Origin of the sequence: Marinobacterium sp. xm-g-48 (assembly GCF_013282925.1) — a bacterium.
GTDB lineage: Bacteria > Pseudomonadota > Gammaproteobacteria > Pseudomonadales > Balneatricaceae > Marinobacterium_E.
In genome coordinates this window covers 232240-253712 of record NZ_WBYQ01000002.1, presented here as the reverse complement: position 1 = coordinate 253712, position 21473 = coordinate 232240, and the positions used below count along the sequence as shown (strand labels likewise).

Genomic DNA, 21473 nt, shown 5'->3' with positions numbered 1-21473 from the left:
GCTTAGCCATCATAAGGGAACCGATGGTTGTTCACCTAGGATTACATCATGTGACTTTGCCTGATTATGCCTTGATTCAAAAACGGTTCTTTCGCATTATGTGCTCAATAATTATTGATAAGGACAGACTATGTCAGGACTACTGCCAAACGTTGATCCAGATGGATTGCTAGAATTCTCGGTTGTTTACACAGACCGTTCCCTAAACCACATGTCGAATGCCTTTCAGCATGTCATGCGTGATCTTTCGGGTCAGTTAAAATCCGTCTACAACGCCGATGCAGTTGCGATCATTCCTGGTAGCGGTACCTTTGGTATGGAAGCGGTGGCTCGACAGTTTGCTAACGGAAAAAAAGCGATGGTGATTCGCAACGGTTGGTTTAGTTACCGTTGGACTCAAATTTTTGAGATGGCTGGCTTGCCTCGTGAAGAGTTGGTTTTAAAAGCCCGTTTTGATTCAGACGATGCGCAAGCGCAACTCTCTCCGTACCCAATTGAAGAGGCGGTGGATGCCATTCGTAACGAGCGTCCAGATGTGGTCTTTGCACCACACGTCGAAACCTCGGCCGGTATGATTCTGCCTGATGAGTACATTAAAGCGGTTGCGGATGCGGCTCATGAAGTGGGTGCGCTGTTTGTTCTGGACTGTATAGCTTCAGGTGCTATCTGGGTTGATATGAAGGCTCTGGGTGTTGATGTGCTCTGCAGTGCGCCACAGAAAGGGTGGAGTGGTTCACCTTGTGCGGGCCTTGTGATGATGAGTCAACGAGCTCGTGATGCGATCGAGAATACCACTAGTAACTCCTTTGCTTGCGACCTTAAAAAGTGGCTTCAGATCATGGAAGCTTACGAAAACGGTGGCCACGCCTACCATGCCACTATGCCTACCGATGGTTTGCGTCAGTTACGTGATGTTATGGCCGAGGCTGAGAAGTTCGGCTTTGCTGAACTGAAAGCGGCTCAAGCACGCTTAGGTAAAGAGGCTCGTGAACTACTGGCATCACGCGGCATTAAGAGCTTAGCAGCTGATGGTTTCGGAGCGCCTGGTGTCATCGTTAACCATACGACCGATAGTGATATTCAGAATGGCTCTCGTTTTGCACAAGCGGGTTTCCAAATCGCAGCGGGCGTACCGCTCATGTGTGATGAGCCGGAAGGCTTCTGTACCTTCCGTATCGGTCTGTTCGGTATCGATAAGCTAATGAACGTTGATCGTACGTTGGACTACTTGAAAGAGGCGCTAGATAAAGCGGGTCTTTAATAGTTTGAGCGGTCTTACCAAGGCCGCGATGCTCTTCTTCGTGGTGTCTGGCTTCAGCCTGACACCTATTCGCCTCATCTTCGATAAGGCTCCAATAGGTCGCTTCGCACTCCGTGCTAGCTCCTACGATTGGGTTCGTCACTGTTGGAGCGGTCTAGAATAGGCCGCGATGCTCTTCTTCGAGGTGTCTGGCTTCAGCCTGACACCTATTCGCCTCATCTTCGATAAGGCTCCAACAGGGCGAAGCGAACAGCTTTAATAAAACACCCGCTCTACAAACCAAATCGCTCCAAGTAGCGAAATCCCCAAACTTAACGGTACGCGTACCCATCGATTCCAAAAGGCTTTGGATGAGAACCAGTATCCAACCAGCAGATGCGCAATCACAAGTGTTGCGAGTTGCCCGAGCTCCACGCCAATATTGAAGGCGATTAAGCTCTCCACGAAGCTATCCGACTGTAAGCCGATTTCGCGTAGCACACCCGCAAATCCTAGTCCGTGTAACAATCCAAAGCCAAAGACCAACCCAATTCGGGATTTAGAGACTCGATCTTTAAACAGGTTTTCAATGGCAACATAGACAATCGACAGGGCGATCAGAGGCTCCACAATGTATGGGGGTATGTTCACAAGCCCTAAAATGGCCAGTGCTAAAGTCAATGTATGCGCGGCTGTGAAGGCGGTGACCTGCCACAGAAGATCCTTAAGACGTTGGCTCAATAGATAGAGGCCAAGCACAAACAGAATGTGATCAAGGCCTAAAGGTAATATGTGTTCAAACCCCAGCTTTACGTAATCCAAAAGACCTTGGCGCTTCAACTCAAGACGATTTAAATTGATCGCTTCTGATTGAGTGCCAGCTGCTACCCAAGATGCCCCTTTGATTTCACCCTGCTCACTTAACCGGACGACGGCATCGCCATAGGCCTCTGGCCAGCTGAAGGTGATCTCTGACGAGGCTAAATCGACCGTAAAACGGTAGGTGACTAAAGATTGGCGGGCCAGATCAATATCGGGTTGATCGATAACGGCTAGATCAGAGCTAAGGAGTGATTTAGGTACTGGCCCATCTGTTGAGGCGAGTGTGATCTGATTAAACAGCTTAGCAACGAAGGGATCTGCTTTAGTTGACAGTTCAGCAGTGGGCAGTGCTCTTAATTGATTATACTGCTCAGCGGTGGGGGCGTTATCAGTATCCGCATGTTTAGTCCCGATTTCGCTCATCAGAGCCTCTAAGTTGGTATCAACACGCATTTCCAAACTATTGTCGGGTAATACTTCCATCTCAATGATGGTTGGAGTAATTTCATGGGCTCGGCTTAACGTGCTGACTAATAATAGTAGAGTGCCAAGAAGGCCAAAATAGAGACGAGCACGTAGAGTCATTGAATTTCCTTAACGGAGCTGGATGTGAAAATAGTTAAACCATTAGCACTGATAGTAGCGATTAGTTCATCGTTCGCAAGTGCTCATGAGCAATGGTTAGAGCCTAGCCAGTATCAGATACGTCCGAAAGCTACGATAAAAGCGGATATCCGGATTGGGCAAAACTTCAAAGGGTACGCCTATCCCTACCTTGAACATGAGACAGCGCAGTTCATTGAGCGGGATGGAGCTGGTCTGCGTAACGTTGATGCCATCACCGGAGATAAGCCGGCTTACACCTCTAAAATGCCAGAAATGGGTTTTCGCTGGGTGGCGCTTGAGTCTAAGGCCTATGACCTAACCTTTGATAGTGAGAAGAAGTTTGTCGACTATATCAACGGCGAAGGCCTCGAGTGGGTGCTCGATTGGTATCAGGAGCAGGGTAGGTCCAGAGAGGGTGTAACAGAGACCTACTATCGCCATGCTAAAACACTCTTTTCTGTTGAAGGCAGTGAAGAGGCTGAATGGCTAACCGAACCTTTGGGTCACCGTTTGGAGCTGATCCCGGTTGCATCCTTCACCCAGTGTTCCACCGCCCCAACATTCCAGCTGTTATGGCAGGGTAAACCGCTTGAGGGAGCCCTAGTAAGACGGTTTATTAAAGGTAAACGCGGGACAGAACAGTACCGTACTAACCGGAATGGTAAAGTAAGATTTACTGCACAAGAGGGTCCATTTTTAATCAATGCCGTTCGTATTGATTACGGATCTGAACCAAGAGCTAAGGGTAAGGATTGGGTCAGTGATTGGGCCTCTTTGACTTACCAGTGTCAAAAATAAAGGATTAATAATGAGCGAGACAGTTAAAGCGATTCGAATTGAGCAGAATGGCGGTCCAGAAGAGATGAAGTTGGTTGATGTCGAACTTCCTGAACTGGGTGAGTTTGATGTGTTGGTTCGTCATGAAGCGGTAGGCCTTAACTACATTGATGTCTACTTCCGTACCGGTCTCTACCCGCAAGAGATGCCAGGCAAGATTGGCATGGAAGGCAGTGGTGTGGTTGAGGCAATCGGCTCAGGTGTGACCTATGTCAGCGTCGGTGATCGAGTGGCTTACGCGGGGCAACCTCTTGGCGCCTACAGTCAAAAGCGCGTAATGCCGCAGGATACGTTGATTCAACTACCAGAGAGCATCAGCTTCGAGCAGGGGGCTGCAATGATGCTGCAAGGTCTAACCGTTCAGTACCTACTGAATGACAGCTACAAGGTGCAGGCGGGTGATACCATCCTGCTTCATGCTGCAGCAGGCGGTGTCGGTTTGATTGCTGTGCAGTGGCTTAAGGCATTAGGTGCGCGTGTTATAGGTACGGTCGGCAATCAGGCTAAAGCGGATTTGGCTAAGAGCTTTGGCTGTGATGAGACGATCATCTACACCGAAGAGGATTTTGTTGCTCGTACTCGTGAGCTGACGGACGGTAAAGGGGTGCAAGCGGTCTACGACTCTATTGGTAAAGATACCTTTATGCAGTCACTCGACTGCCTAGCGCCGCGTGGCACGATGGTTTCGTTTGGTAACGCAACCGGTGCGGTCCCTGCGTTTGAGATTGGCATGTTGGCAGCAAAAGGGTCCCTTAAAGTGACCCGCCCGACACTGATGACCTATGTTCATGATCGTCCTATGTTGGAGAGTATGGCCAAGGATCTGATCGCGCGCGTTGAATCAGGGCAGGTGAAGATTGAGGTCAATCAGCGTTACCCCTTGGCTGATGCGGCACAAGCTCACATCGATTTGGAGTCGCGTCAAACGACCGGTTCAACGGTGTTGTTGCCTTAATACTGGCAGTGGGTGACTGGCCTTTAGCCTGTCATCCGCTCTTTCAGCTACTACAGGTTTGCAATGTTGGAGCCTTATCGAAGATGAGGCGAAATAGGTGTCAGGCTAAAGCCAGACACCTCTAGGAAGGTAATCGCGGCCTTGTTAAGACCGCTCCAACATTATTTGGTGCTAGTCACACACTCTTGATTTCACACCTCAATCGCTCAGCTTCGCTGCGCTGGTGGGTCACCATAATCAACATCTTCTGTTGTTCGGTTAATTGTCTATCGATCCAGTCCAAAACCTTCTGCTTAGTTTCGCTGTCTAAGCCTGTTAGAGGCTCATCCAGGACAATAATCGGTTCAGGACGCAGTAGGGTTCTGATGATGCCAATACGCTGACGTTGCCCGCCAGAGAGCTGATTAGGCATCTTGTTGAGATAGCCGAGCAGATCCAGTTCTTGCATCGCCTCTTGGATGCGTTTGTCCGGGTTTTGACGTTTATCCAATCCCAATCTCAAGTTCTGCTGGATGGTTAAGTGTTCAAAGAGATTATCCTCCTGAAACAGCATCGCGACAGGACGCTCTTCTGGAGGCTGATTAGTAATGACCTGATCATTGAAGCGCACTTCACCTGATTTAATCGGTGCAAAGCCGGCAATAGCCAACAGCAGGGTTGTTTTACCAATGCCGCTTTGGCCGAGCAGTGCGACTCTGGATTGGTCAGGGACATACAAGTCGTAACAGTACTCCCAATCGGGGTAGCTGACTATGAGGTTGTTGATCTGCAGGCCAAGGTTATTGCTCATGGTGAACACTGCGCTCCAGTAGAATTAATAGCAGGTAGCAAAGTCCCAACAGAATGACCGATGTGATAGCGGCCTCTGACATACGATAGGTACCAGCAAAGGTGTAGATCAGCCAGGGGAGGGTCGGTGATTCATAACTGCCAAATATAGCAAAAATGGAGACATCACCTAAGGCCAACAGAAGTCCCAAAGAGAAAGCGGCTAGTAGTGAGCGTCGAATAAACGGGTAGATGATGCGCACTCTCTCCAGCGGTGTGAGTTTTAAATTGCCTACTAGTTTTGCATATTGCGAATCAAATTGAATGAATCTTGGGCGTAGCTGGCTGAGCAAAAAGGGTAGCAGAACAAAGGCGTTAAGCAGTATTAGCATCAGTGTGGCGTAAGTCTCGAGTAGCCCACGGCTGATCAGCCAAATGTAACTACCGGTCGATAACACCATGGCTGGAGCGACCAGTGACTGATTGGCTAACCAACTGAATAGCGTCTCTTGTATCGGCTTAACTTGTTGGGCTGCTTTTCTGATGGGTGTCAGCAGTGCGATGGCGGTGAGAAGTGCCAACAGTGATGCGCTTAATGCGATGAGCAGTGAGACGCCCATTGCTTTCAACATGGCAGCGTAGGGGTAGTTAATTAGTGCCTCTTGATTGAGTGTGATGAACAGTGCAATTAACGGCCCTAATAGATAGACCCACCCCAGCAGGTAGAAAGCCAATTGAATAGGCACTTTTACCCCTTGCTCTAATCGATAAGCAGGCTGCTCTCGAGTGGAACCGAGCCAGTTCACTCTGCTGGCATAGATCAGGGCAAGATAGATAAGACCGGCTATCGCAAACTGCAGCCAGGCAAGGGTTAGCGCCTCGTTGAGGTTGAAGTCGTATTTAAGGGCTTGGTAGATGGCCAGTTCTAAGGTGGTGGCTTTAGGTCCACCGCCGAGCGTTAATACGATCGCAAAACTGTTAAAGCAGAGAATAAAGATTAAGCCCGCCAGTGTTGCGACCTGGCTCTTAATAGCAGGCCACTCAATGTGTCGAAGGCGTTGCCAAAAACTGAACTTAAGCTGGTCGGCTAATTGCTCTCGGTTTAAAGGGATAGAGCTGTAGCCCTGATAGAGAATACGAACGGCTAGCGGAAAGTTCAGATAAATATGAGCAATTAAGATTCCATTGAGGCCAAAGAGTTTCCACTCTTTTAACAGATCTATAAATGGCGATTGCGGTCCTAGCAGGTTGACGATGCCGGTAATCAATATGAGTGATGGCATCACGAACGCCAGCAGTGAGAGTCTTAGAAACTGATCTCTACCAGCGGGTCGCAAACGATGCAGGGCTCTTGCGATGGGTATTGCCAGTAGAAGAGAGCCCAAGGCACTTAACAGAGCTTGATAGAGGGTAAAACTTAAAATGTTTTGTAGGTATGTGTCTTGTAACAGTTCGGGGGTGAATCGGGTCTCTTCGAATCCGATCAACCCCCAAAAGGCGAGCACCGTCAGAGAGAGGGTGCCCAGATAAGCAACCGCACTCATCAGTGGGGTGAAAGTGCGGCCTATTAACATCAGAAGTGGTTCACGCGTTCGCTTTATTGTGAAACAGCTGTACGCCACTCACGAATCCAGCGAGCACGGTTTTCGGCCAGTTCGTCGCTGCCAAGGTTGATCTGCTGTGGGGTTACCAACTGCTCAAACGCTTCTGGTAGCTCCACATTATCAATAACCGGTAGCATCCAGTTGGTCACTGGTAGGATCTGCTGCGCTTCGTTTGAGATTAGAAACTCAAGGAACTGGTTCGCTAATTCAGTTTGATCGCTGTATGCGCTGATCGCGGCCACTTCAACCTGTGCTACATGTCCGTCTGTAAACTCTGCGGCCTTGTACTGATCCTTACCTTCAGCAACAACGTGGTATGCAGGCGATGTGGTGTAACTCAAAACGTAGTCAGAACCGCCCTCTAGGAACAGACTGTAAGCTTCCCACCAACCTTTGGTGACGGTAACGGTCTGCTTAGCTAGATCTGCCCATGCAGTCGCCGCTTCCTCACCGTACGCTTTATTAACCCAGGTCATTAACCCCTGGCCTGGCGTTGACGTACGTGGGTCTTGGTAGATAACTGAGGCGTCGGAAGCTAAGAGTTCAGCAAAGCTTGTTGCTGGCGCTTGGATCTTTTGCGCGTCATAAATGAATGCAAAATAGCCGTAGTCAAAGGGTACAAACTGATTATTGTTCCAGTTTAAGTCGCTGGTGATCTTTGAGGTGTCGACGCTGTGAGATTGAACCAGACCCAGTTGCGTAGCTTCTGTCATCAAACCGTTATCAAGGCCAAGCAGTACATCGGCTTGGGTGTTGGATTTCTCGACACGTGCGCGATTCAGAATGCTGACACCATCCTCTGCTGCGACGAAATTAAGAGTACAACCACATTGTGCTTCAAAGGCTGTTTTGAGCTGAGGGCCTGGACCCCACTCAGAGACGAAGCTGTCGTAGGTGTACACGTTAAGTTCGGGCTTATCGGAAGCGACTGCCGCAAAAGAAGCAGTTAACATTGCACCGGCAACAGATAATTTGAGTGTGGTTGCTGAATCCATCAAGAAACTCCTGTAATTTAAAAAACTTAAACATCCATTATTAAGTTAGGCGTTGAATGATACTAAGTGAGCTAGAGGCTGTCATTGCATCTAGGGCGGTTTCGGGAAGTTTGTCGCAATTAATTTCAGACAAAATTCCTTTGAACAGTCAGATAGCACCTCTTGATACGTCTGCTACGCGTCATAGGATGTATCTACTTGAGGAAAAAGGGGAGCGGTTTGTTGTTAGGGCAGAACCTGACAAAGAGACCCTCCCAGGGGTGGACCCGTTTCGTGAGCGAAACATTCTTGATGCCATCGCTCATTTTCAATGGTCCCCTAAGTTAATGATCAACGAGCCTCAGCAGGGTGTGTTGATTATGCGTCACGCAGGAGAGTGCTCAGGCGTGCTCTCATCGGCTCAAAAAACGGTTCTATTGAAGGCTATCACTGAGATGCAGAGCCTTACTGAACTGCCCATGTTAGATTATGCTGCGCTATTTCAGCAGTATCGAGACGAGTTGCGTGATTCAGGACATCAACAGTTAACTGATGAGACTGAGCAGCAACTACTCTCCCTTCCTAACATGCCTAGGGTGTTAGTTCACCATGATCTTCACCCGGGTAATATTTGCTGGCAGAATGGCGACGCCACCATTATTGATTGGGAGTACGCAGGCGTTGGAATCGCATGGTTGGATTACGCGGTGTTAATTCGAGATCTAGGCTTTACCGCAAGTGAGTTGATGCAGTTGCCTCTGTTGAACGCTTTTGACGAGCAGGCGTTAACCCACTGGCTGGCCCAATCAATTCAGGTGGTCGATCAGCTTGAGATGCTCTGGTCACATTATAAATCACAGGTTACAGGTTAAGGGTAATTAGAATGAACATGAATGAATTATTGGAACAGATTAAACAGGCACCTGAGAGCGTAGAGTTCGCTGAGGTGATGGCGGTTATTGATGCATCGTTTGACCATAAACCTTCTGCTTTTGTAAACGGTGATCTAGAAAACTCAGCAGAGCAAAACCAGGGCTCGGCTAAGATTTTGAGCTTTGCTAAGCTGAATAATCTTTCTGAATCAGAGACGCTGGCCTGTTTTGGTACTTACTACCGCGATGATGTGTTGGGTAATCCTGAAGGAACCGATCACGGCAATATTCGTAATTTCATGAATTCGGGTTGGGCTGGCGTTCAGTTACCTGAAGGTGTGTTGACGGCTAAGTAGGCTAATTCGCCTCATCTTCGATAAGGCTCCAACAGGTTGCGTCGAAACATGGCTGTTCCTGTTGGAGCGGTCTTGAAAAGGCCGCGATGCTCTCCTTCAAGGTTTCTTGCTAAGCTTGACACCTGTTCGCCTCATCTTCGATAAGGCTCCAACAGGTCGCTTCGCCCTTTGGGCTAGCTCCTACAATAAGGTTGGCATGTTGGAGCGGTCTTGAAAAGGCCGCGATGCTCCAACAAGTTTATTCACTCTCTTTCAGCGCATCGGTCGCTTTTTTCCGCAACACCAAAGAGTAGAGGTCGGTTCGACGGTCCTTTCCGTTGGTCACTGACCCTTTCTCCCTGACGTCGTACAACGAATCCAAGTTTAAATCGGCTATCAGTGCCATCTCAGTATTAGGTGTACTCTCCGCGATGATCGCATCGTGCGGGAAGGCGAAATCAGACGGCGAATAGACAGCCGACTGAGCATATTGGATATCGACATTGTGTACCTGCGGTAGGTTGCCGACACTGCCTCCGATGACAACATAGATCTCATTCTCAATAGCGCGCGCCTGTGCACATCGCTGTACTCTAAGAAATCCGTTCTTTGTATCTGTCCAGAAAGGGACAAAAAGAATGTCGATGCCCTCATCACGCAACAGTCGACCCAACTCAGGAAATTCAACGTCGTAACAGATCAGAATACCGATACGACCCGCATCAGTATCAAAGGCCTGCAGTGTGTCACCACCCTCAATGACCCAGTCACGACGCTCGTGCGGTGTGATGTGGAGCTTCGGTTGCACCTCTATGCTGCCATCACGACGGCATAAGTAGGTATTGTTGTAGAGAGTGTCACCTTCCAGTACCGGGATGCTGCCCGAGATGATGTTGATGTTATAAGCGACGGCAAAGCCAGAGATCGCTTCAATGGTTCTCTCGGCATAGCCTGCTAGGAATCTGATCGCCTCATATTGATTCTCTTGATTGCCGAGCCCCATGAGCGGGGCGTTAAAGAACTCTGGGAACATAATGAAGTCGGCCGTGTAGTCGGCCATAGAGTCGACAAAGTACTCAACCTGGGTTAACCAGTGTTCAAAGGATTCTGTGGTGCGCATCTGCCACTGTATGGCGCTGACGCGAACGGATCGTTTTCTGAAGTTTTCGGCTTGCAGAGACTCATCTTCTGGTTCGTAATCGATGTTGATCCACTCCAGCAGAGTCGCGAACCCTTTAGATCGCTCATCCTCTGGCAGGTAGTTTCGAAGAATACGTTTCACTTCAAAGTGGTTAGCAAACTGGAAACTTAGAATGGGGTCATAAGCCTCACGTTTGCGCACCGCTTCGATGTACTCTTTAGGCGTCATCTCTTCAGCGTGCTTGTAGTAGTTTATGATGCGCCCACCCGCTAAAATTGATCGTAAATTCAATTGGATACAGATCTCTTTTCGAGCATCATATAATCTTCTGCCCAATCGATATTCACGATAGTCTGGGTGCACAAATAGGTCCAAACCGTAGAGTGCATCGCCTTTCTTATCGTGTTGGAAGGTCTCACGTCGACCGATCAAATCGTCGTAGGTGTGGGCTCGAGTGAAGCGGTTATAAGCACATTGAACAGAGAGCGCGCCAGCCACAATGGTGCCGCTATCTTCAATGACAATTTGCCCTTCAGGAAACTGTTTTAGAAGAAGAGCAAGGGACTCTTTTGGCCAACTGCCACCCAGATCATCGTAGACGCGATCCATCAACTCGACCAGTTGATCCAGATCGTCCAGGGTTAGGTTGCGCAGTTTCAGTTGAAGATCTTTCGGGTTTTCGTAGCTCATAAAGGTCTCTCGAACAAATTAAGCACTGTTTAGATAACTTAAGCATAGACCTGTTATGGGTTTTCTCGAAGTTTTATTTACAATGGCGTTTGTGATTATTGGAGGGATACTGTGTCATTGCCAACCCCACCGGACGCTATGTTTCCGGAACTCTTTCTTGCCATTCAACGTTCAGGTCTATTTCCTGACTCTAAAACCTTTGTTGATCTAGTGCCTACGGCCTCATCTGATGAAATAAACCAAGCATTCATAGAGTGTAAGAGTGAAGTTGGGTTTGAGCTGGCTGACTTTATTCCACGTTTCTTTAAGCGAGAAGCCCTTGAATCCTCGGTATCAGAGCGGGGGAGTATCAATCCTCATGAGCACATCGAACAGCTCTGGTCTGTGTTGAAGCGCCCGTCAGATCAGCATGTAGAGGGCAGTAGTTGTATCCCACTGCCTAATCCCTACATCGTGCCGGGTGGGCGATTTAATGAGATCTACTACTGGGATAGCTACTTCACCCAGCTGGGTTTAGTAGAGTCAGGTGACGTGGAAACTGTTCGCCATATGGTGGAGAACTTTGCACATCTTATCGAGACACTCGGTTTTATACCCAACGGCAACCGAAGCTACTTTGCCACACGAAGTCAGCCACCGTTTTTTGCTTTGATGGTCGATCTGCTAGCGAATCAAACCGATGAATCGGTATTGGCTGAATTTCTACCCCATATGATGCGTGAGCATCTTCTCTTCTGGATGGATGGCGCTGCAAAACTCTCTGTTGGTGAATCCAATCGTCGTGTTGTTATGACCGAAAAAGGGCCATTGAACCGCTACTGGGATGACGCCGCCACACCGCGTCAGGAGAGCTTCAGAGAGGATGAGTCGCTTGCTAAGGCTTCTGATAGAGATGAAGAGACCCTTTATCGAGATCTAAGAGCGGGGGCTGAATCGGGTTGGGACTTCTCATCTCGATGGTTCAATGGTGAGGATCTCGGTTCCATCTCAACGTCAAACATTATTCCTGTGGATCTTAACTCGCTATTGGTCATGGTAGAGAGAGTCATTGCAAAAGCAGCGTCGATCAAAGGTTTACCAGAACTGTCCAGCCACTATGAGCAGTTGGCTAATCAGCGTACCGATGCGATTGAATACTACTTCTTTAATGACGACCTTGGTTGTTATGTCGATTTGGACCTAGATGGGTTTAAACTGAGAGACCATCAGTCACTGGCGATGAGTTTCCCGCTATTTGCAGGTATTGCATCACCACAGAGAGCCGCTTGCGTCGTTGCTAAGTTAAATGAAGAGTTTTTAAAACCGGGCGGTTGGGTAACGACCAATGTTGAGTCGGGAGAACAGTGGGATTCGCCGAATGGCTGGGCCCCTTTGCAGTGGATCTGTTTCCAAGGTTTAAAACATTACCAGTTTGATGAGTTGGCAGAAGAGGGCGCTAAACGCTGGCTGAGCACCCTAGAGCTAGTCTTTAGCCAAACGGGCAAAATGTTGGAGAAGTACAATGTAGTCACACCCGGTGAGATCGCCGGTGGCGGTGAATATGCCGTTCAAGATGGTTTCGGTTGGACGAATGGGACTTATTTGGCACTAAAGCGCGCAATGGAGACTTAATTTTGGCACAATCATTGCTTAGTGTTTTGGATAGATCATAAAAGGAATGGATTAAATGAAAACTGTAATTATGGCCGGTGGCTCCGGTTCACGTTTATGGCCACTGTCTCGCTCCCTCTATCCGAAACAGTTTCTAGCCTTGGCAGGCCAACAAACCATGCTGCAGACAACGGCTTCACGTGTGGACGGTATCAGCGATGGAAAGCCGTTGGTGATCTGTAATGAGGAGCACCGCTTCATCGTTGCAGAACAGATGCGTGCGATGGATGCCCAGGCCGATATTCTATTGGAGCCAGTCGGTCGCAATACGGCACCGGCCATTGCATTGGCTGCACTGCAGGCACTGACTACCGAAGATGACCCTTTGCTACTGGTGTTAGCGGCGGATCATGTCATTGAGAATGTCGAGGTTTTCCAGCAGCAAGTGAACAGAGCCAAACCCCTTGCTGAAGCGGGTGCTTTAGTGACTTTTGGTATTGTCGCCACGGGTCCTGAAACCGGCTATGGTTACATTCGTCGTGGCGCTGCTGAAGCAGAAGGCTATCAGGTAGCGGAATTCGTTGAGAAACCAGATCTTGAACGTGCGCAAGCTTATGTAGATTCGGGTGACTACTACTGGAACAGCGGTATGTTCCTATTCAAAGCGTCACGTTACATCGAAGAGTTGGGTAAACACCGTCCAGATATCCTAGATGCTTGCACCGCTTCATTAGAAACTCTTACTCCGGATCTAGATTTCGTGCGCATTAATGAAGAGGCGTTTAAAGCCTGTCCGGATGAGTCGATCGACTATGCGGTGATGGAGAAAGCTGACAATGTTGTAGTCGTGCCAATGGATGCCGGTTGGAATGATGTGGGTGCCTGGTCATCGCTTTGGGAAGTTACCCCTAAGGATGGCGACGGCAATGCCGTCAGTGGTGATGTCATGACCCACAACACCCAAGACTCCTTGATCAAATCGACCAGTAAACTGGTTGCGACTGTCGGTGTTAAAGATATTGTTGTGGTTGAAACCAAAGACGCAGTGTTGGTGGCAGGCAAGGATCAGGTGCAAGACGTTAAAAAGATCGTTGAGCGCTTAAAAGCAGAGGGTCGCAGTGAGTATGAGCTGCACCGTGAAGTCTACCGTCCATGGGGTAAATACGACTCCATTGATAGCGGCGAACGTTACCAAGTTAAGCGCATTACCGTGAAGCCGGGTAATAAACTCTCGGTTCAGATGCACCACCACCGTGCTGAACACTGGATTGTTGTGTCGGGTACGGCTCGTGTCGGGCGCGATGACGAAGAGATCATGCTAACCGAGAATGAGTCGGTCTATCTCCCGGTTGGCTGTGTTCACTGGTTAGAGAACCCAGGCAAGATCCCACTAGAGTTGATTGAAGTTCAGTCAGGTTCTTACCTAGGTGAAGATGATATTGTCCGTTTTGAAGATCTCTACGGCCGTTCTTAACGCATTTGTAATTTGAGTGTGTGACTCTAGCTAGCTGTTAGCAGAGATACAGACTTAACGATTAGGATTTTTATATGACAAAGATAGCGGTTGCAGGCCTAGGTTATGTGGGCATGTCCAACGCCGTTCTTTTGGCTCAACATAATGAAGTGACAGCCATAGATCTTGATGAGAATAGGGTAGCCCTGGTCAATGACCGTAAAGCGCCTATTGAAGATACTGAACTTGAACTCTATTTAGCCGAAAAAGCATTAAATCTGGTTGCAACAACGGATCCGGAAACGGCGTATGCAGGTGCTGAATACGTCATTGTCGCGACACCCACCGATTACGATCCGGTGACTAACTTCTTTAACACTCGCTCAGTTGAAGCGGTGATTTCAGATGTTATTCGCATTAACCCGGAAGCGACGATCGTCATTAAATCGACCATACCTGTCGGATACACTCGTAATCTGCGTGAAGAGTTCAATTCACCCAATATTATCTTTTCGCCAGAGTTCTTACGTGAAGGTAAGGCGCTGTACGACAACCTATACCCATCACGTATCGTGGTAGGTGAGCGGTCTGAGCGTGCAGAGAAGTTTGCTGCAATGCTCGTTGAGGGGGCTCTTAAAGAGGATATCGACACACTATTCACCGGTAGTACCGAAGCTGAGGCGATCAAACTCTTTGCCAATACCTACCTTGCAATGCGTGTGGCCTATTTCAATGAGTTGGACACCTACGCGCTGTCACACGGCTTGGATACGCGACAGATCATAGAAGGGGTAGGGTTAGACCCGCGTATCGGCACTCACTACAACAACCCAAGCTTTGGTTACGGTGGTTACTGCCTGCCAAAAGATACCAAGCAGCTACTGGCTAACTACAATGACGTACCCAGTAACTTAATCGGTGCGATTGTTCAGTCCAACACCACCCGTAAAGATTTTATTGCGGACTCTATTCTTAAGCGCAATCCAAAGATTGTCGGGCTCTACCGTCTTGTCATGAAGTCTGGATCGGATAACTTCCGCGCCTCTGCTATTCAGGGGGTGATGAAGCGCCTGAAGGCAAAAGGCATTGTGGTCGTTGTTTATGAGCCAGTGCTTGAAGAGGATCTATTCTTCAACTCCATCGTTTACAAAGACTTGGATGCATTCAAAGCCGATGCGGATGTGATCGTCTGTAACCGGATGGATGAAGAGTTAGAAGACGTTCTTGATAAAGTCTTTACCCGCGATATATTCAATAGCGACAGTTAGTTTTTAACTAATAAAAAAGGTGGCCAGCTAAATAGCTCGCCACCTTTTTTGTTGTTACTGGACCGGTAAAAGAGTGGCCCTATTTAAATATTCTTTAAGCTTACTTTGATGGCTCTTGCAAAGAGTCGAAAAGGACCAAGCTTCTCGTTCGCCAGCTCTAACCCCCAAAGTTGTCGTTCAAACTCATCGAGTGATTGATTTTTAAACACCGATTGAGGCGTAAACAGACCCTGGGAAATTGGAAGCTCTGTTAGGGTGCGCTCATCTTCGATGGACTCATACTCGCTTCCAAATAGCTTTAGATCCCCATCGATCACCCCTAAAAGCTCAGGCCAGCGTTTTACCCAACCAATATTTGATGTGAAGTTAAGTTTGGTAAACCAGAGCGGGTGTAGACGAGATCCTCGGTTTGAGAGCTGATCTTCTCTATTTAATACCCCCGATTTTTGAGTAATCAATGCCAGTGGCAATGCGACGGGTGCTGATAAGATCATAAGCATAGATGCCACTAATCGTTCGCTGGTATTCGTTTTAACCAATGAGCTGCTGGGTATGATCGGACTAATTAATGCAGGATCTGCAATCTGTATAACACTCTGGTGTTTCAAGTCGACCAGTAAACTGCCCATCGCAATTGAGTCCGTTAAACTGACGTCCTGTCCAACATAAGTACCTGGAAATACAATAGCTCGATTCAGTTGAGCGCCTTTATCGACCATAGAGCCTGCCTCAACCGCCGTTTGAGACAAGGTTGCGTTCTGATCAATCATTACATCTCTGCCGATGTAGAGAGGTCCTTCAATTGAGTCTGAGCGACTTGAACTGAAGGTCGGTGTCGCTAGCCATTTGTCATCGTCTGCACGCAACCCCCTAGGAACTAGGCCATAGTGATCGCCGTTTAGCAGAGCAAAATAGGCTTTTACGTATGCATCCAGTGACGCGAGTGAGTTGGAATCACGCTGTTTATCTTCACTTCGATTCCACTCTAGGGTGTTTAGCTGTTCAACCGATTCAGAGTCCAGCGTTAATAGATTACTAATCGCTCCCTGTTCTGTTTTGACGGGCAAAACATCGGCTCGTGCAGCAATCATCTTACCTGTCATTGAAAAGTGCATCCTACTCCAAAAAGCGAGAGGCGGCTCTTCACCGGTTGATAAATGGTAGTTAAGTTTTAGCCCCCAATGATCACCATTGGGTACCGCTTTTTTAATCAGATCAGCGAACTGATTGATCACAATATCTACCTCTTTAACACCCATATCACAGAGCTGCTCAAGCCAGAACTCTAGGGGTGTTTTACCAGCAATGGGTAGCAAACAGATAGGGTAGCGATCATTGAGAGGAGTTAGCTCTTTCCCTTTTCGATCAGCGAAAAGAATGGCACGTTCAATGGTCATTAGTAGGCTCCTTTACCGCTAACTACAGCAGGTATGGTTTTAGCGATCAGCTTTACATCATTCATTGCTGATTGCTGGTTTACATAGGCAGTGTCCAACAGAACCTGCTTATCAAAGGGGAGGTCTGATCGACCTGAGATTTGCCACAGACCTGTTAAACCAGGCATAGCTTCTAAACGAGCGCGGGCTAGCACCGGGTACTGAGCGACTTCAGCTTCTAGAGCGGGTCTCGGGCCAACCAGCGACATATCACCGATCAACACGTTATAGAGTTGTGGTAGCTCATCAATACTGAGTCGACGGATGATGCGACCTATCGGTGTAATGCGAGGGTCTTTTTTCATTTTGAAAATGACGCCGTCAGATGATTCATTCTGTTCCATTAGTGCCGCTTTACGTGCGTCGGCATCGATATACATTGAACGGAACTTCCACATTCTGAACAGCTTGCCTCGGTGTCCTACCCGGACTTGAGAGTAAAAGAGAGGTCCAGGCGAAGTGACTTTTATCCCTACAGCAACGGGAATTAACAGCGGTAATAGCAATAGCAGCCCCAAACCGGCGCCTAATAAGTCAATAGATCGTTTTAAAATGCTTTGCATTTTGCATCGCAATAGCCACAGAGATGACTTGGTTCGTATTGATAGGCGCTTAATGCGGGTTGACCATCCCCACTGTCTTAAAATCGTATTGATACGTGAGTTTCGTTTCTCGTCACTGTTAGGGATTTGATAAAGCGTTCCTACGAAGGTTTTAAAAAATCGCATTGGAGAGAAGAGGACGCTGTGTCTTAGGCGAGATAAGTTAAAGCCCTCACTCACCTCAAAAATAGCATCAAACAGTGGATGCCCCAAAGTGACCAACAGAGGTACTTCACACTTTGATTTTACTCGAGACATTAAACGCTCTTGAAGGGGAGTCTCGAGAGCGAATAGTACCGAGCTTGGGTTTTTCTCTTTGATCTTATCTAAAAACCATTGTGTGCTTTTATCGTATTGTGTATCGCAAATAGTGATCTGGAGATTTAGGTTAGGGTAAAGTTTAGTAATCTCGAGCTCTGTTTTATGCGCGGCTTTTTTATTGTCTGTGAACAAAATGACCGGTTTTTCAAACGCTTCAAGTGATAGCAGTAGCTCTCGATAGAGTGATGAGCTGTTTGCTGACGGCATTTGTCCACGATTAATCAGGTTCATCGATACATTGATACCACGCCCGCGAGGGATGAGCAGATCGACAGATGAAAATGCCTGCTTGAGATCTGCCTGCTCATTCGCCATTGAAAGCCCTGCAGCGTCAATGAAAGAGACTGTTTGACTGCCACTGCTTTGGCGAAGTGAGAGTTCAATGTACTGACGAAAATCTGATTCATTGATTGGAGTGATTGATTCTAATATCTGCATATCATGCACCAACCTTTGCGTTTGAAATTTTCGATGCCTTATCAATCAATTCGGCCTCTTCATCCGTTGTGAAGCTTAAATTTGATTGAATTAGAACGGCGATAGCCGATGGATCAACTTTGGCGGTTCCATTGGAAACTGCCTTAGCGGCCTCAGAATCCCAGCAACAGTGACAAAGATCTTTGCTTGTTTCGTAGTGGTTTGATCGGTTAATACCTAGCACTCGTGTCACATACATGCCGTACAGAATGTACTCAGACACAGTCAAAGAGCGCGCAATCGCTCTTGTCCAGTGAGTACCGGTTTCTCTGCTAATGTCCCTTAACATAGCCATCAACGTCTCTCGATCCCATGTGATCAACTGTCCAACGTAATCAGAACCCGCATAAGCTGTGTCGCAGCCGAGCAATTCTCCAGCTTTCGCATGCCATTTAAGGTGAACACCGTAGTCCATATCCCCTGGAATAGAGTGCAGACGTGTGCGTCCTGACTGTTCAATTAAAGAGAGGTCAAGCGGGCGTATGAACTGTAGATCTGAGTCCACAAACATTAAGGTTTTAGCCTTAGTGGAGAAGCCTGCGCTTAGTTTTGTAATCTGTTGCATGACCCAACCGCGTGTTGGAAAACCCCAAGCCCCCAACCACCACTTGTTCGAAAATGGGAGTTGAATAAATGAGTCTGGTACGACAGATTCAACACTGACTACTCTGCGTCGCTCGTTTACGAGCGTTAAAAACTTTTTGAGATCACGTTTAGGAACAATCAAGACATGTTCGTAGATTGAATCAACGAATCTATCCACCGATTCGCACAATCGTTTACAACGATCTAAGTCCGGACCATACGAACAGGTGATTAGCGCCAGTTGATCAGATTGAGAGTTTGAACTCATTACTCACTCCAGTATGCATTTACTGGTGATTAGCATTAATCGTGCCAACTTATATTCATTTATATGAATACATTGGCACGAAATATGCTGTAGAGGTTCAATCGATCAATGTTTGGGTTTACGACTGATGATTTCTCGACTTAAGCACTTTCTAAATAAGGATGCTTTTTTAAAAAATATAATGGTGCTGGCCAGTGGCACGGCGCTGTCTAATGCTTTAACGCTTCTATTTTCATTGGTCATTACACGACTGTATGGTCCTGAACAGTATGGTTATTTAGGTGTTTTCACCTCGTCAATTTATATGTTTGCCCCTGCCATTGCTCTGACCTTACCTATGTCTATCGTACTGGCGAAAAGCGATGCCGAGGCTTGGAAATTGGCTAAGCTATCGCTGTTTATAAGCTTATCTCTATCGACCACTTTACTCATAAGTTTGCTGATCTTTGAAAAAGAGGTCCTGACATTAATAAATGCCGAGTCCCTTATTGGTTTGGGTTGGCTACTACCTGTGGCTATTTTTATTGCTGCGATATTCCAGGTTAATGAACAGTGGCAGATTAGAACTAAGAAGTTCTCCAACCTGGCAAAATCACTCAACATTAGGGCGCTGTTTATTGGAGTGAGTCAAACCTTGATGGGTTTGATTAAAGCCACCGGTGGATGGTTAGTCCTGTTTTATACCCTGGGTATGATGATTCAAAACCTCTATCTAGCGAAGCGATCTGGTCTATCCACTGAGTATGTCACTAAAGATTCCTATCGTGATTTGCTCAAACGCTATTACGATTTTCCAATCTATCGCGCACCACAGGTGCTATTAAACTCAGTCTCGTTGGCTGCGCCTACGTTGATGTTTGCCTGGGCGTTCGGATCAGCTGCTGCAGGTTATTACACCATCGCCTTCGCGCTGTTGACTGTACCTGCAACCTTGTTGGGGAAAAGTGTAGGGGACGTCTTCTACAAAGAGGTTGTTGATAGGGTAGAGCAAAAACAGACTATCACCGCACTTCTTAATAGAACGACGAGAAATTTATTCTTATTGGGCATATTTCCTTTTGGTTTCATCGCTCTACTTGGGCCTAGCATTTTCGCTCTGCTTTACGGCGAAGAGTGGAAAACGTCGGGAGAATTTGCACAATGGATTGCCCTGTGGTTATTGATGATGCTGGCCTCAAGGCCTGCCATTGCATCAGTCCCCGTTCTAGGTCTGCAGGCTCATCTGCTTGCTCATGAAATCGTTTCACTCTCTGTTCGGGTGTTAGCCATCTACCTTGGCGTGCTAGCACAAAGCCCACTTCAATCGATCATCTATTTAAGCATTGCTAACGGTTTTCTCTACGGGACTTTAATCCTGTTTGTCTACCAAAAATCCAAACGCTGTAGTGATTTAACAGGAACCCAATGATGAAAATTCTGCTATTTAATTCTGTCTTCTTTCCTACCAAGCTAGGAGGTGCTGAACAGTCAGTTTATAACCTAGCGGATGGTCTGGTCTCCATGGGTTATGAGGTGGCAGTAGCCAGTATCGTGAAAGATCCCAGCTTGGTTGGTTCTCGGCGTTTAGAAAATGGCGTAAAAGCCTTCTACTTCCCAGATAGAAACATCTACTGGCCTTTCGTAACGCTAGAAACACCCAACAAAGTTAAACGTGTTGCTCAGAAGCTTGCACAACGTCTTCTGGATCTTAGTAATTTTCGTTATCGAAAAGATATTTTATCCGTCATTGATCAGTTTCAGCCAGACATTGTGCATACCAACAATCTTAAAGGAATCAGTGTATTGGTTTGGAAGATTGCTAAGCAACGAGGCTGCAAGGTCGTTCATACCTTGCGGGATTACTATATACAGTGTCATCGAGAGTCGAGAAGAAAAAATGAGATAAATTGCGAAGCAATTTGCAAGGAGTGTAGATGCTATTCGACGCCAAAAAGGTGGGGTTCTGAGCGAGTCGATGGCATCGTAGGGATTAGCAATTTCATCTTAAATAGCCACACCGAAGACGGTTACTTTAAGAAGAGTCATCAGCGAGTTATCTATAACAGCATCTCCCCTAATGACAATTTTGAAGAACAGTCACAGACTCCTCGGTCGAGTGAGGCGAAAGTCTTTGGTTACATTGGTCGTTTGGAGTACGACAAGGGTGTAATGCAGTTGGTTGATCGCGTGAAACAACTGCCTGAAGGGAGTGATTACCGCTTCGTTTTTGCCGGAACTGGTGAGAAAAGGATTGAGTCACAACTGGAGAGTGATCCAGCCATTGATTATAGAGGATTTACAAAACCTGCTGATTTCTTTGCAGAGATCGATGTGCTGATTGTTCCCTCCTTATGGTATGAGCCTATGGGGCGCGTTGTCATTGAAGCCTATGCCCATGGCATACCGGTAATGGTTCATGGTGCTGGTGGATTGCTCGAGCTCGTCAGGCAGGGAGAGACAGGTCTTGTCATAGATATTAACAGCCAATCAGAGTTTGAATCAGCACTGCAAACCTTTGGTCAGTTGGATTACGAAACACTCTCTAGGCACTGTTTAGAACAAGCAAAAAATTACTCTAACCGAGAAATGCTCTCTAAATACAGTGAACTCTATCAGGCTATTTGATTTGCACTTTGCAAAACTGGCAAGG

18 protein-coding genes are annotated in these 21473 nt (G+C 47.3%); 10 read left to right on the top strand and 8 right to left on the bottom strand.

The window, feature by feature from the left end; genetic code table 11:
- Window positions 1-130 precede the first annotated feature (130 nt).
- Entirely contained in the window at window positions 131-1261 is a 1131-nt protein-coding gene (locus XMG48_RS05125; protein WP_173480990.1) for an aminotransferase class V-fold PLP-dependent enzyme, read from the top strand.
- Window positions 1262-1516: 255 nt separating this feature from the next.
- Here XMG48_RS05125 and XMG48_RS05120 read toward each other — a convergent pair whose 3' ends face one another.
- Window positions 1517-2647, bottom strand: coding sequence for a HupE/UreJ family protein (locus XMG48_RS05120; RefSeq protein WP_173480989.1), 1131 nt, complete (start codon window positions 2645-2647; stop codon window positions 1517-1519).
- A 24-nt stretch (window positions 2648-2671) separates the two neighbouring features.
- Between XMG48_RS05120 and XMG48_RS05115 the strand changes: the two genes are divergently transcribed.
- Both XMG48_RS05115 and XMG48_RS05110 read left to right on the top strand, forming a co-directional pair.
- Complete coding sequence (locus tag XMG48_RS05115; RefSeq protein WP_173480988.1) at window positions 2672-3466, top strand: DUF4198 domain-containing protein; 795 nt, start codon at window positions 2672-2674, stop codon at window positions 3464-3466.
- A 10-nt stretch (window positions 3467-3476) separates the two neighbouring features.
- Entirely contained in the window at window positions 3477-4460 is a 984-nt protein-coding gene (locus XMG48_RS05110; RefSeq protein WP_173480987.1) for a quinone oxidoreductase, read from the top strand.
- Between the two features lie 175 nt (window positions 4461-4635).
- Here the strand turns inward: XMG48_RS05110 and XMG48_RS05105 are convergent, their stop codons facing one another.
- The 3 genes from XMG48_RS05105 to thiB are packed head-to-tail and all read right to left on the bottom strand — an operon-like array spanning window position 4636 to window position 7827.
- Window positions 4636-5250, bottom strand: a complete 615-nt coding sequence (locus XMG48_RS05105) for an ATP-binding cassette domain-containing protein (protein ID WP_173480986.1) — start codon at window positions 5248-5250, stop codon at window positions 4636-4638.
- Window positions 5240-6850 (bottom strand): ABC transporter permease subunit, encoded by a 1611-nt coding sequence (locus XMG48_RS05100; protein WP_173480985.1) that lies wholly within the window; start codon window positions 6848-6850, stop codon window positions 5240-5242. Before XMG48_RS05100 ends, XMG48_RS05105 begins: the two co-directional genes overlap by 11 nt.
- The gene (gene thiB, locus XMG48_RS05095) at window positions 6826-7827 is read right to left on the bottom strand and encodes a thiamine ABC transporter substrate binding subunit (protein ID WP_173480984.1); all 1002 of its coding nucleotides are present in this window, start codon (window positions 7825-7827) and stop codon (window positions 6826-6828) included. The genes XMG48_RS05100 and thiB overlap by 25 nt, the downstream gene beginning before the upstream one ends.
- Window positions 7828-8015: 188 nt before the next feature.
- Here thiB and XMG48_RS05090 point away from each other — a divergent pair, with 188 nt between their 5' ends.
- Together XMG48_RS05090 and XMG48_RS05085 are read left to right on the top strand one after the other, a co-directional pair.
- Window positions 8016-8678 carry a phosphotransferase family protein gene (locus XMG48_RS05090; RefSeq protein ID WP_173480983.1) on the top strand — a complete coding sequence of 221 codons (663 nt, stop codon included), beginning with the start codon at window positions 8016-8018 and terminating at the stop codon, window positions 8676-8678.
- Window positions 8679-8695: 17 nt separating this feature from the next.
- Window positions 8696-9034 (top strand): HopJ type III effector protein, encoded by a 339-nt coding sequence (locus XMG48_RS05085; RefSeq protein WP_371731435.1) that lies wholly within the window; start codon window positions 8696-8698, stop codon window positions 9032-9034.
- 238 nt (window positions 9035-9272) lie between these two features.
- On the opposite strand, the gene XMG48_RS05080 is transcribed toward XMG48_RS05085, so the two are convergent.
- The gene (locus tag XMG48_RS05080) at window positions 9273-10844 is read right to left on the bottom strand and encodes a bifunctional GNAT family N-acetyltransferase/carbon-nitrogen hydrolase family protein (protein WP_173480981.1); all 1572 of its coding nucleotides are present in this window, start codon (window positions 10842-10844) and stop codon (window positions 9273-9275) included.
- A gap of 111 nt (window positions 10845-10955) precedes the next feature.
- On the opposite strand from XMG48_RS05080, the gene XMG48_RS05075 reads away from it, so the two are divergent.
- From XMG48_RS05075 to XMG48_RS05065, 3 genes are all read left to right on the top strand, one after another.
- Window positions 10956-12455: a trehalase family glycosidase gene (locus XMG48_RS05075; RefSeq protein WP_173480980.1), complete on the top strand. Its 1500-nt coding sequence runs from the start codon at window positions 10956-10958 to the stop codon at window positions 12453-12455.
- 55 nt (window positions 12456-12510) lie between these two features.
- Window positions 12511-13908, top strand: a complete 1398-nt coding sequence (locus XMG48_RS05070; RefSeq protein ID WP_173480979.1) for a mannose-1-phosphate guanylyltransferase/mannose-6-phosphate isomerase — start codon at window positions 12511-12513, stop codon at window positions 13906-13908.
- A 74-nt stretch (window positions 13909-13982) separates the two neighbouring features.
- On the top strand, window positions 13983-15155 hold the full coding sequence (locus XMG48_RS05065) for a nucleotide sugar dehydrogenase (RefSeq protein ID WP_173480978.1): 1173 nt from the start codon (window positions 13983-13985) through the stop codon (window positions 15153-15155).
- A gap of 83 nt (window positions 15156-15238) precedes the next feature.
- On the opposite strand, the gene XMG48_RS05060 is transcribed toward XMG48_RS05065, so the two are convergent.
- From XMG48_RS05060 to XMG48_RS05050, 3 genes are read right to left on the bottom strand one after another with little or no spacing between them, the layout of a single operon-like run.
- Entirely contained in the window at window positions 15239-16552 is a 1314-nt protein-coding gene (locus tag XMG48_RS05060) for a hypothetical protein (RefSeq protein ID WP_173480977.1), read from the bottom strand.
- Window positions 16552-17952 carry a sugar transferase gene (locus XMG48_RS05055; RefSeq protein WP_173480976.1) on the bottom strand — a complete coding sequence of 467 codons (1401 nt, stop codon included), beginning with the start codon at window positions 17950-17952 and terminating at the stop codon, window positions 16552-16554. The genes XMG48_RS05060 and XMG48_RS05055 overlap by 1 nt, the downstream gene beginning before the upstream one ends.
- Window position 17953: 1 nt before the next feature.
- Entirely contained in the window at window positions 17954-18844 is an 891-nt protein-coding gene (locus XMG48_RS05050) for a DUF6492 family protein (RefSeq protein WP_173480975.1), read from the bottom strand.
- Between the two features lie 127 nt (window positions 18845-18971).
- On the opposite strand from XMG48_RS05050, the gene XMG48_RS05045 reads away from it, so the two are divergent.
- On the top strand, window positions 18972-20252 hold the full coding sequence (locus tag XMG48_RS05045; RefSeq protein ID WP_173480974.1) for a lipopolysaccharide biosynthesis protein: 1281 nt from the start codon (window positions 18972-18974) through the stop codon (window positions 20250-20252).
- On the top strand, window positions 20249-21448 hold the full coding sequence (locus tag XMG48_RS05040) for a glycosyltransferase family 4 protein (RefSeq protein ID WP_173483977.1): 1200 nt from the start codon (window positions 20249-20251) through the stop codon (window positions 21446-21448). The genes XMG48_RS05045 and XMG48_RS05040 overlap by 4 nt, the downstream gene beginning before the upstream one ends.
- Window positions 21449-21473 lie beyond the last annotated feature (25 nt).

Excerpts from the sequence above, each read along its gene's own strand:
- XMG48_RS05125 (WP_173480990.1), top strand. The coding sequence starts at position 131 with ATGTCAGGACTACTGCCAAACGTTGATCCAGATGGATTGCTAGAATTC.
- XMG48_RS05120 (WP_173480989.1), bottom strand. The coding sequence starts at position 2,647 with ATGACTCTACGTGCTCGTCTCTATTTTGGCCTTCTTGGCACTCTACTA.
- XMG48_RS05110 (WP_173480987.1), top strand. The coding sequence starts at position 3,477 with ATGAGCGAGACAGTTAAAGCGATTCGAATTGAGCAGAATGGCGGTCCA.
- XMG48_RS05105 (WP_173480986.1), bottom strand. The coding sequence starts at position 5,250 with ATGAGCAATAACCTTGGCCTGCAGATCAACAACCTCATAGTCAGCTAC.
- thiB (WP_173480984.1), bottom strand. The coding sequence starts at position 7,827 with ATGGATTCAGCAACCACACTCAAATTATCTGTTGCCGGTGCAATGTTA.
- XMG48_RS05090 (WP_173480983.1), top strand. The coding sequence starts at position 8,016 with ATGTATCTACTTGAGGAAAAAGGGGAGCGGTTTGTTGTTAGGGCAGAA.
- XMG48_RS05085 (WP_371731435.1), top strand. The coding sequence starts at position 8,696 with ATGAATGAATTATTGGAACAGATTAAACAGGCACCTGAGAGCGTAGAG.
- XMG48_RS05080 (WP_173480981.1), bottom strand. The coding sequence starts at position 10,844 with ATGAGCTACGAAAACCCGAAAGATCTTCAACTGAAACTGCGCAACCTA.
- XMG48_RS05070 (WP_173480979.1), top strand. The coding sequence starts at position 12,511 with ATGAAAACTGTAATTATGGCCGGTGGCTCCGGTTCACGTTTATGGCCA.
- XMG48_RS05065 (WP_173480978.1), top strand. The coding sequence starts at position 13,983 with ATGACAAAGATAGCGGTTGCAGGCCTAGGTTATGTGGGCATGTCCAAC.
- XMG48_RS05060 (WP_173480977.1), bottom strand. The coding sequence starts at position 16,552 with ATGACCATTGAACGTGCCATTCTTTTCGCTGATCGAAAAGGGAAAGAG.
- XMG48_RS05055 (WP_173480976.1), bottom strand. The coding sequence starts at position 17,952 with ATGCAGATATTAGAATCAATCACTCCAATCAATGAATCAGATTTTCGT.
- XMG48_RS05050 (WP_173480975.1), bottom strand. The coding sequence starts at position 18,844 with ATGAGTTCAAACTCTCAATCTGATCAACTGGCGCTAATCACCTGTTCG.
- XMG48_RS05045 (WP_173480974.1), top strand. The coding sequence starts at position 18,972 with ATGATTTCTCGACTTAAGCACTTTCTAAATAAGGATGCTTTTTTAAAA.
- XMG48_RS05040 (WP_173483977.1), top strand. The coding sequence starts at position 20,249 with ATGATGAAAATTCTGCTATTTAATTCTGTCTTCTTTCCTACCAAGCTA.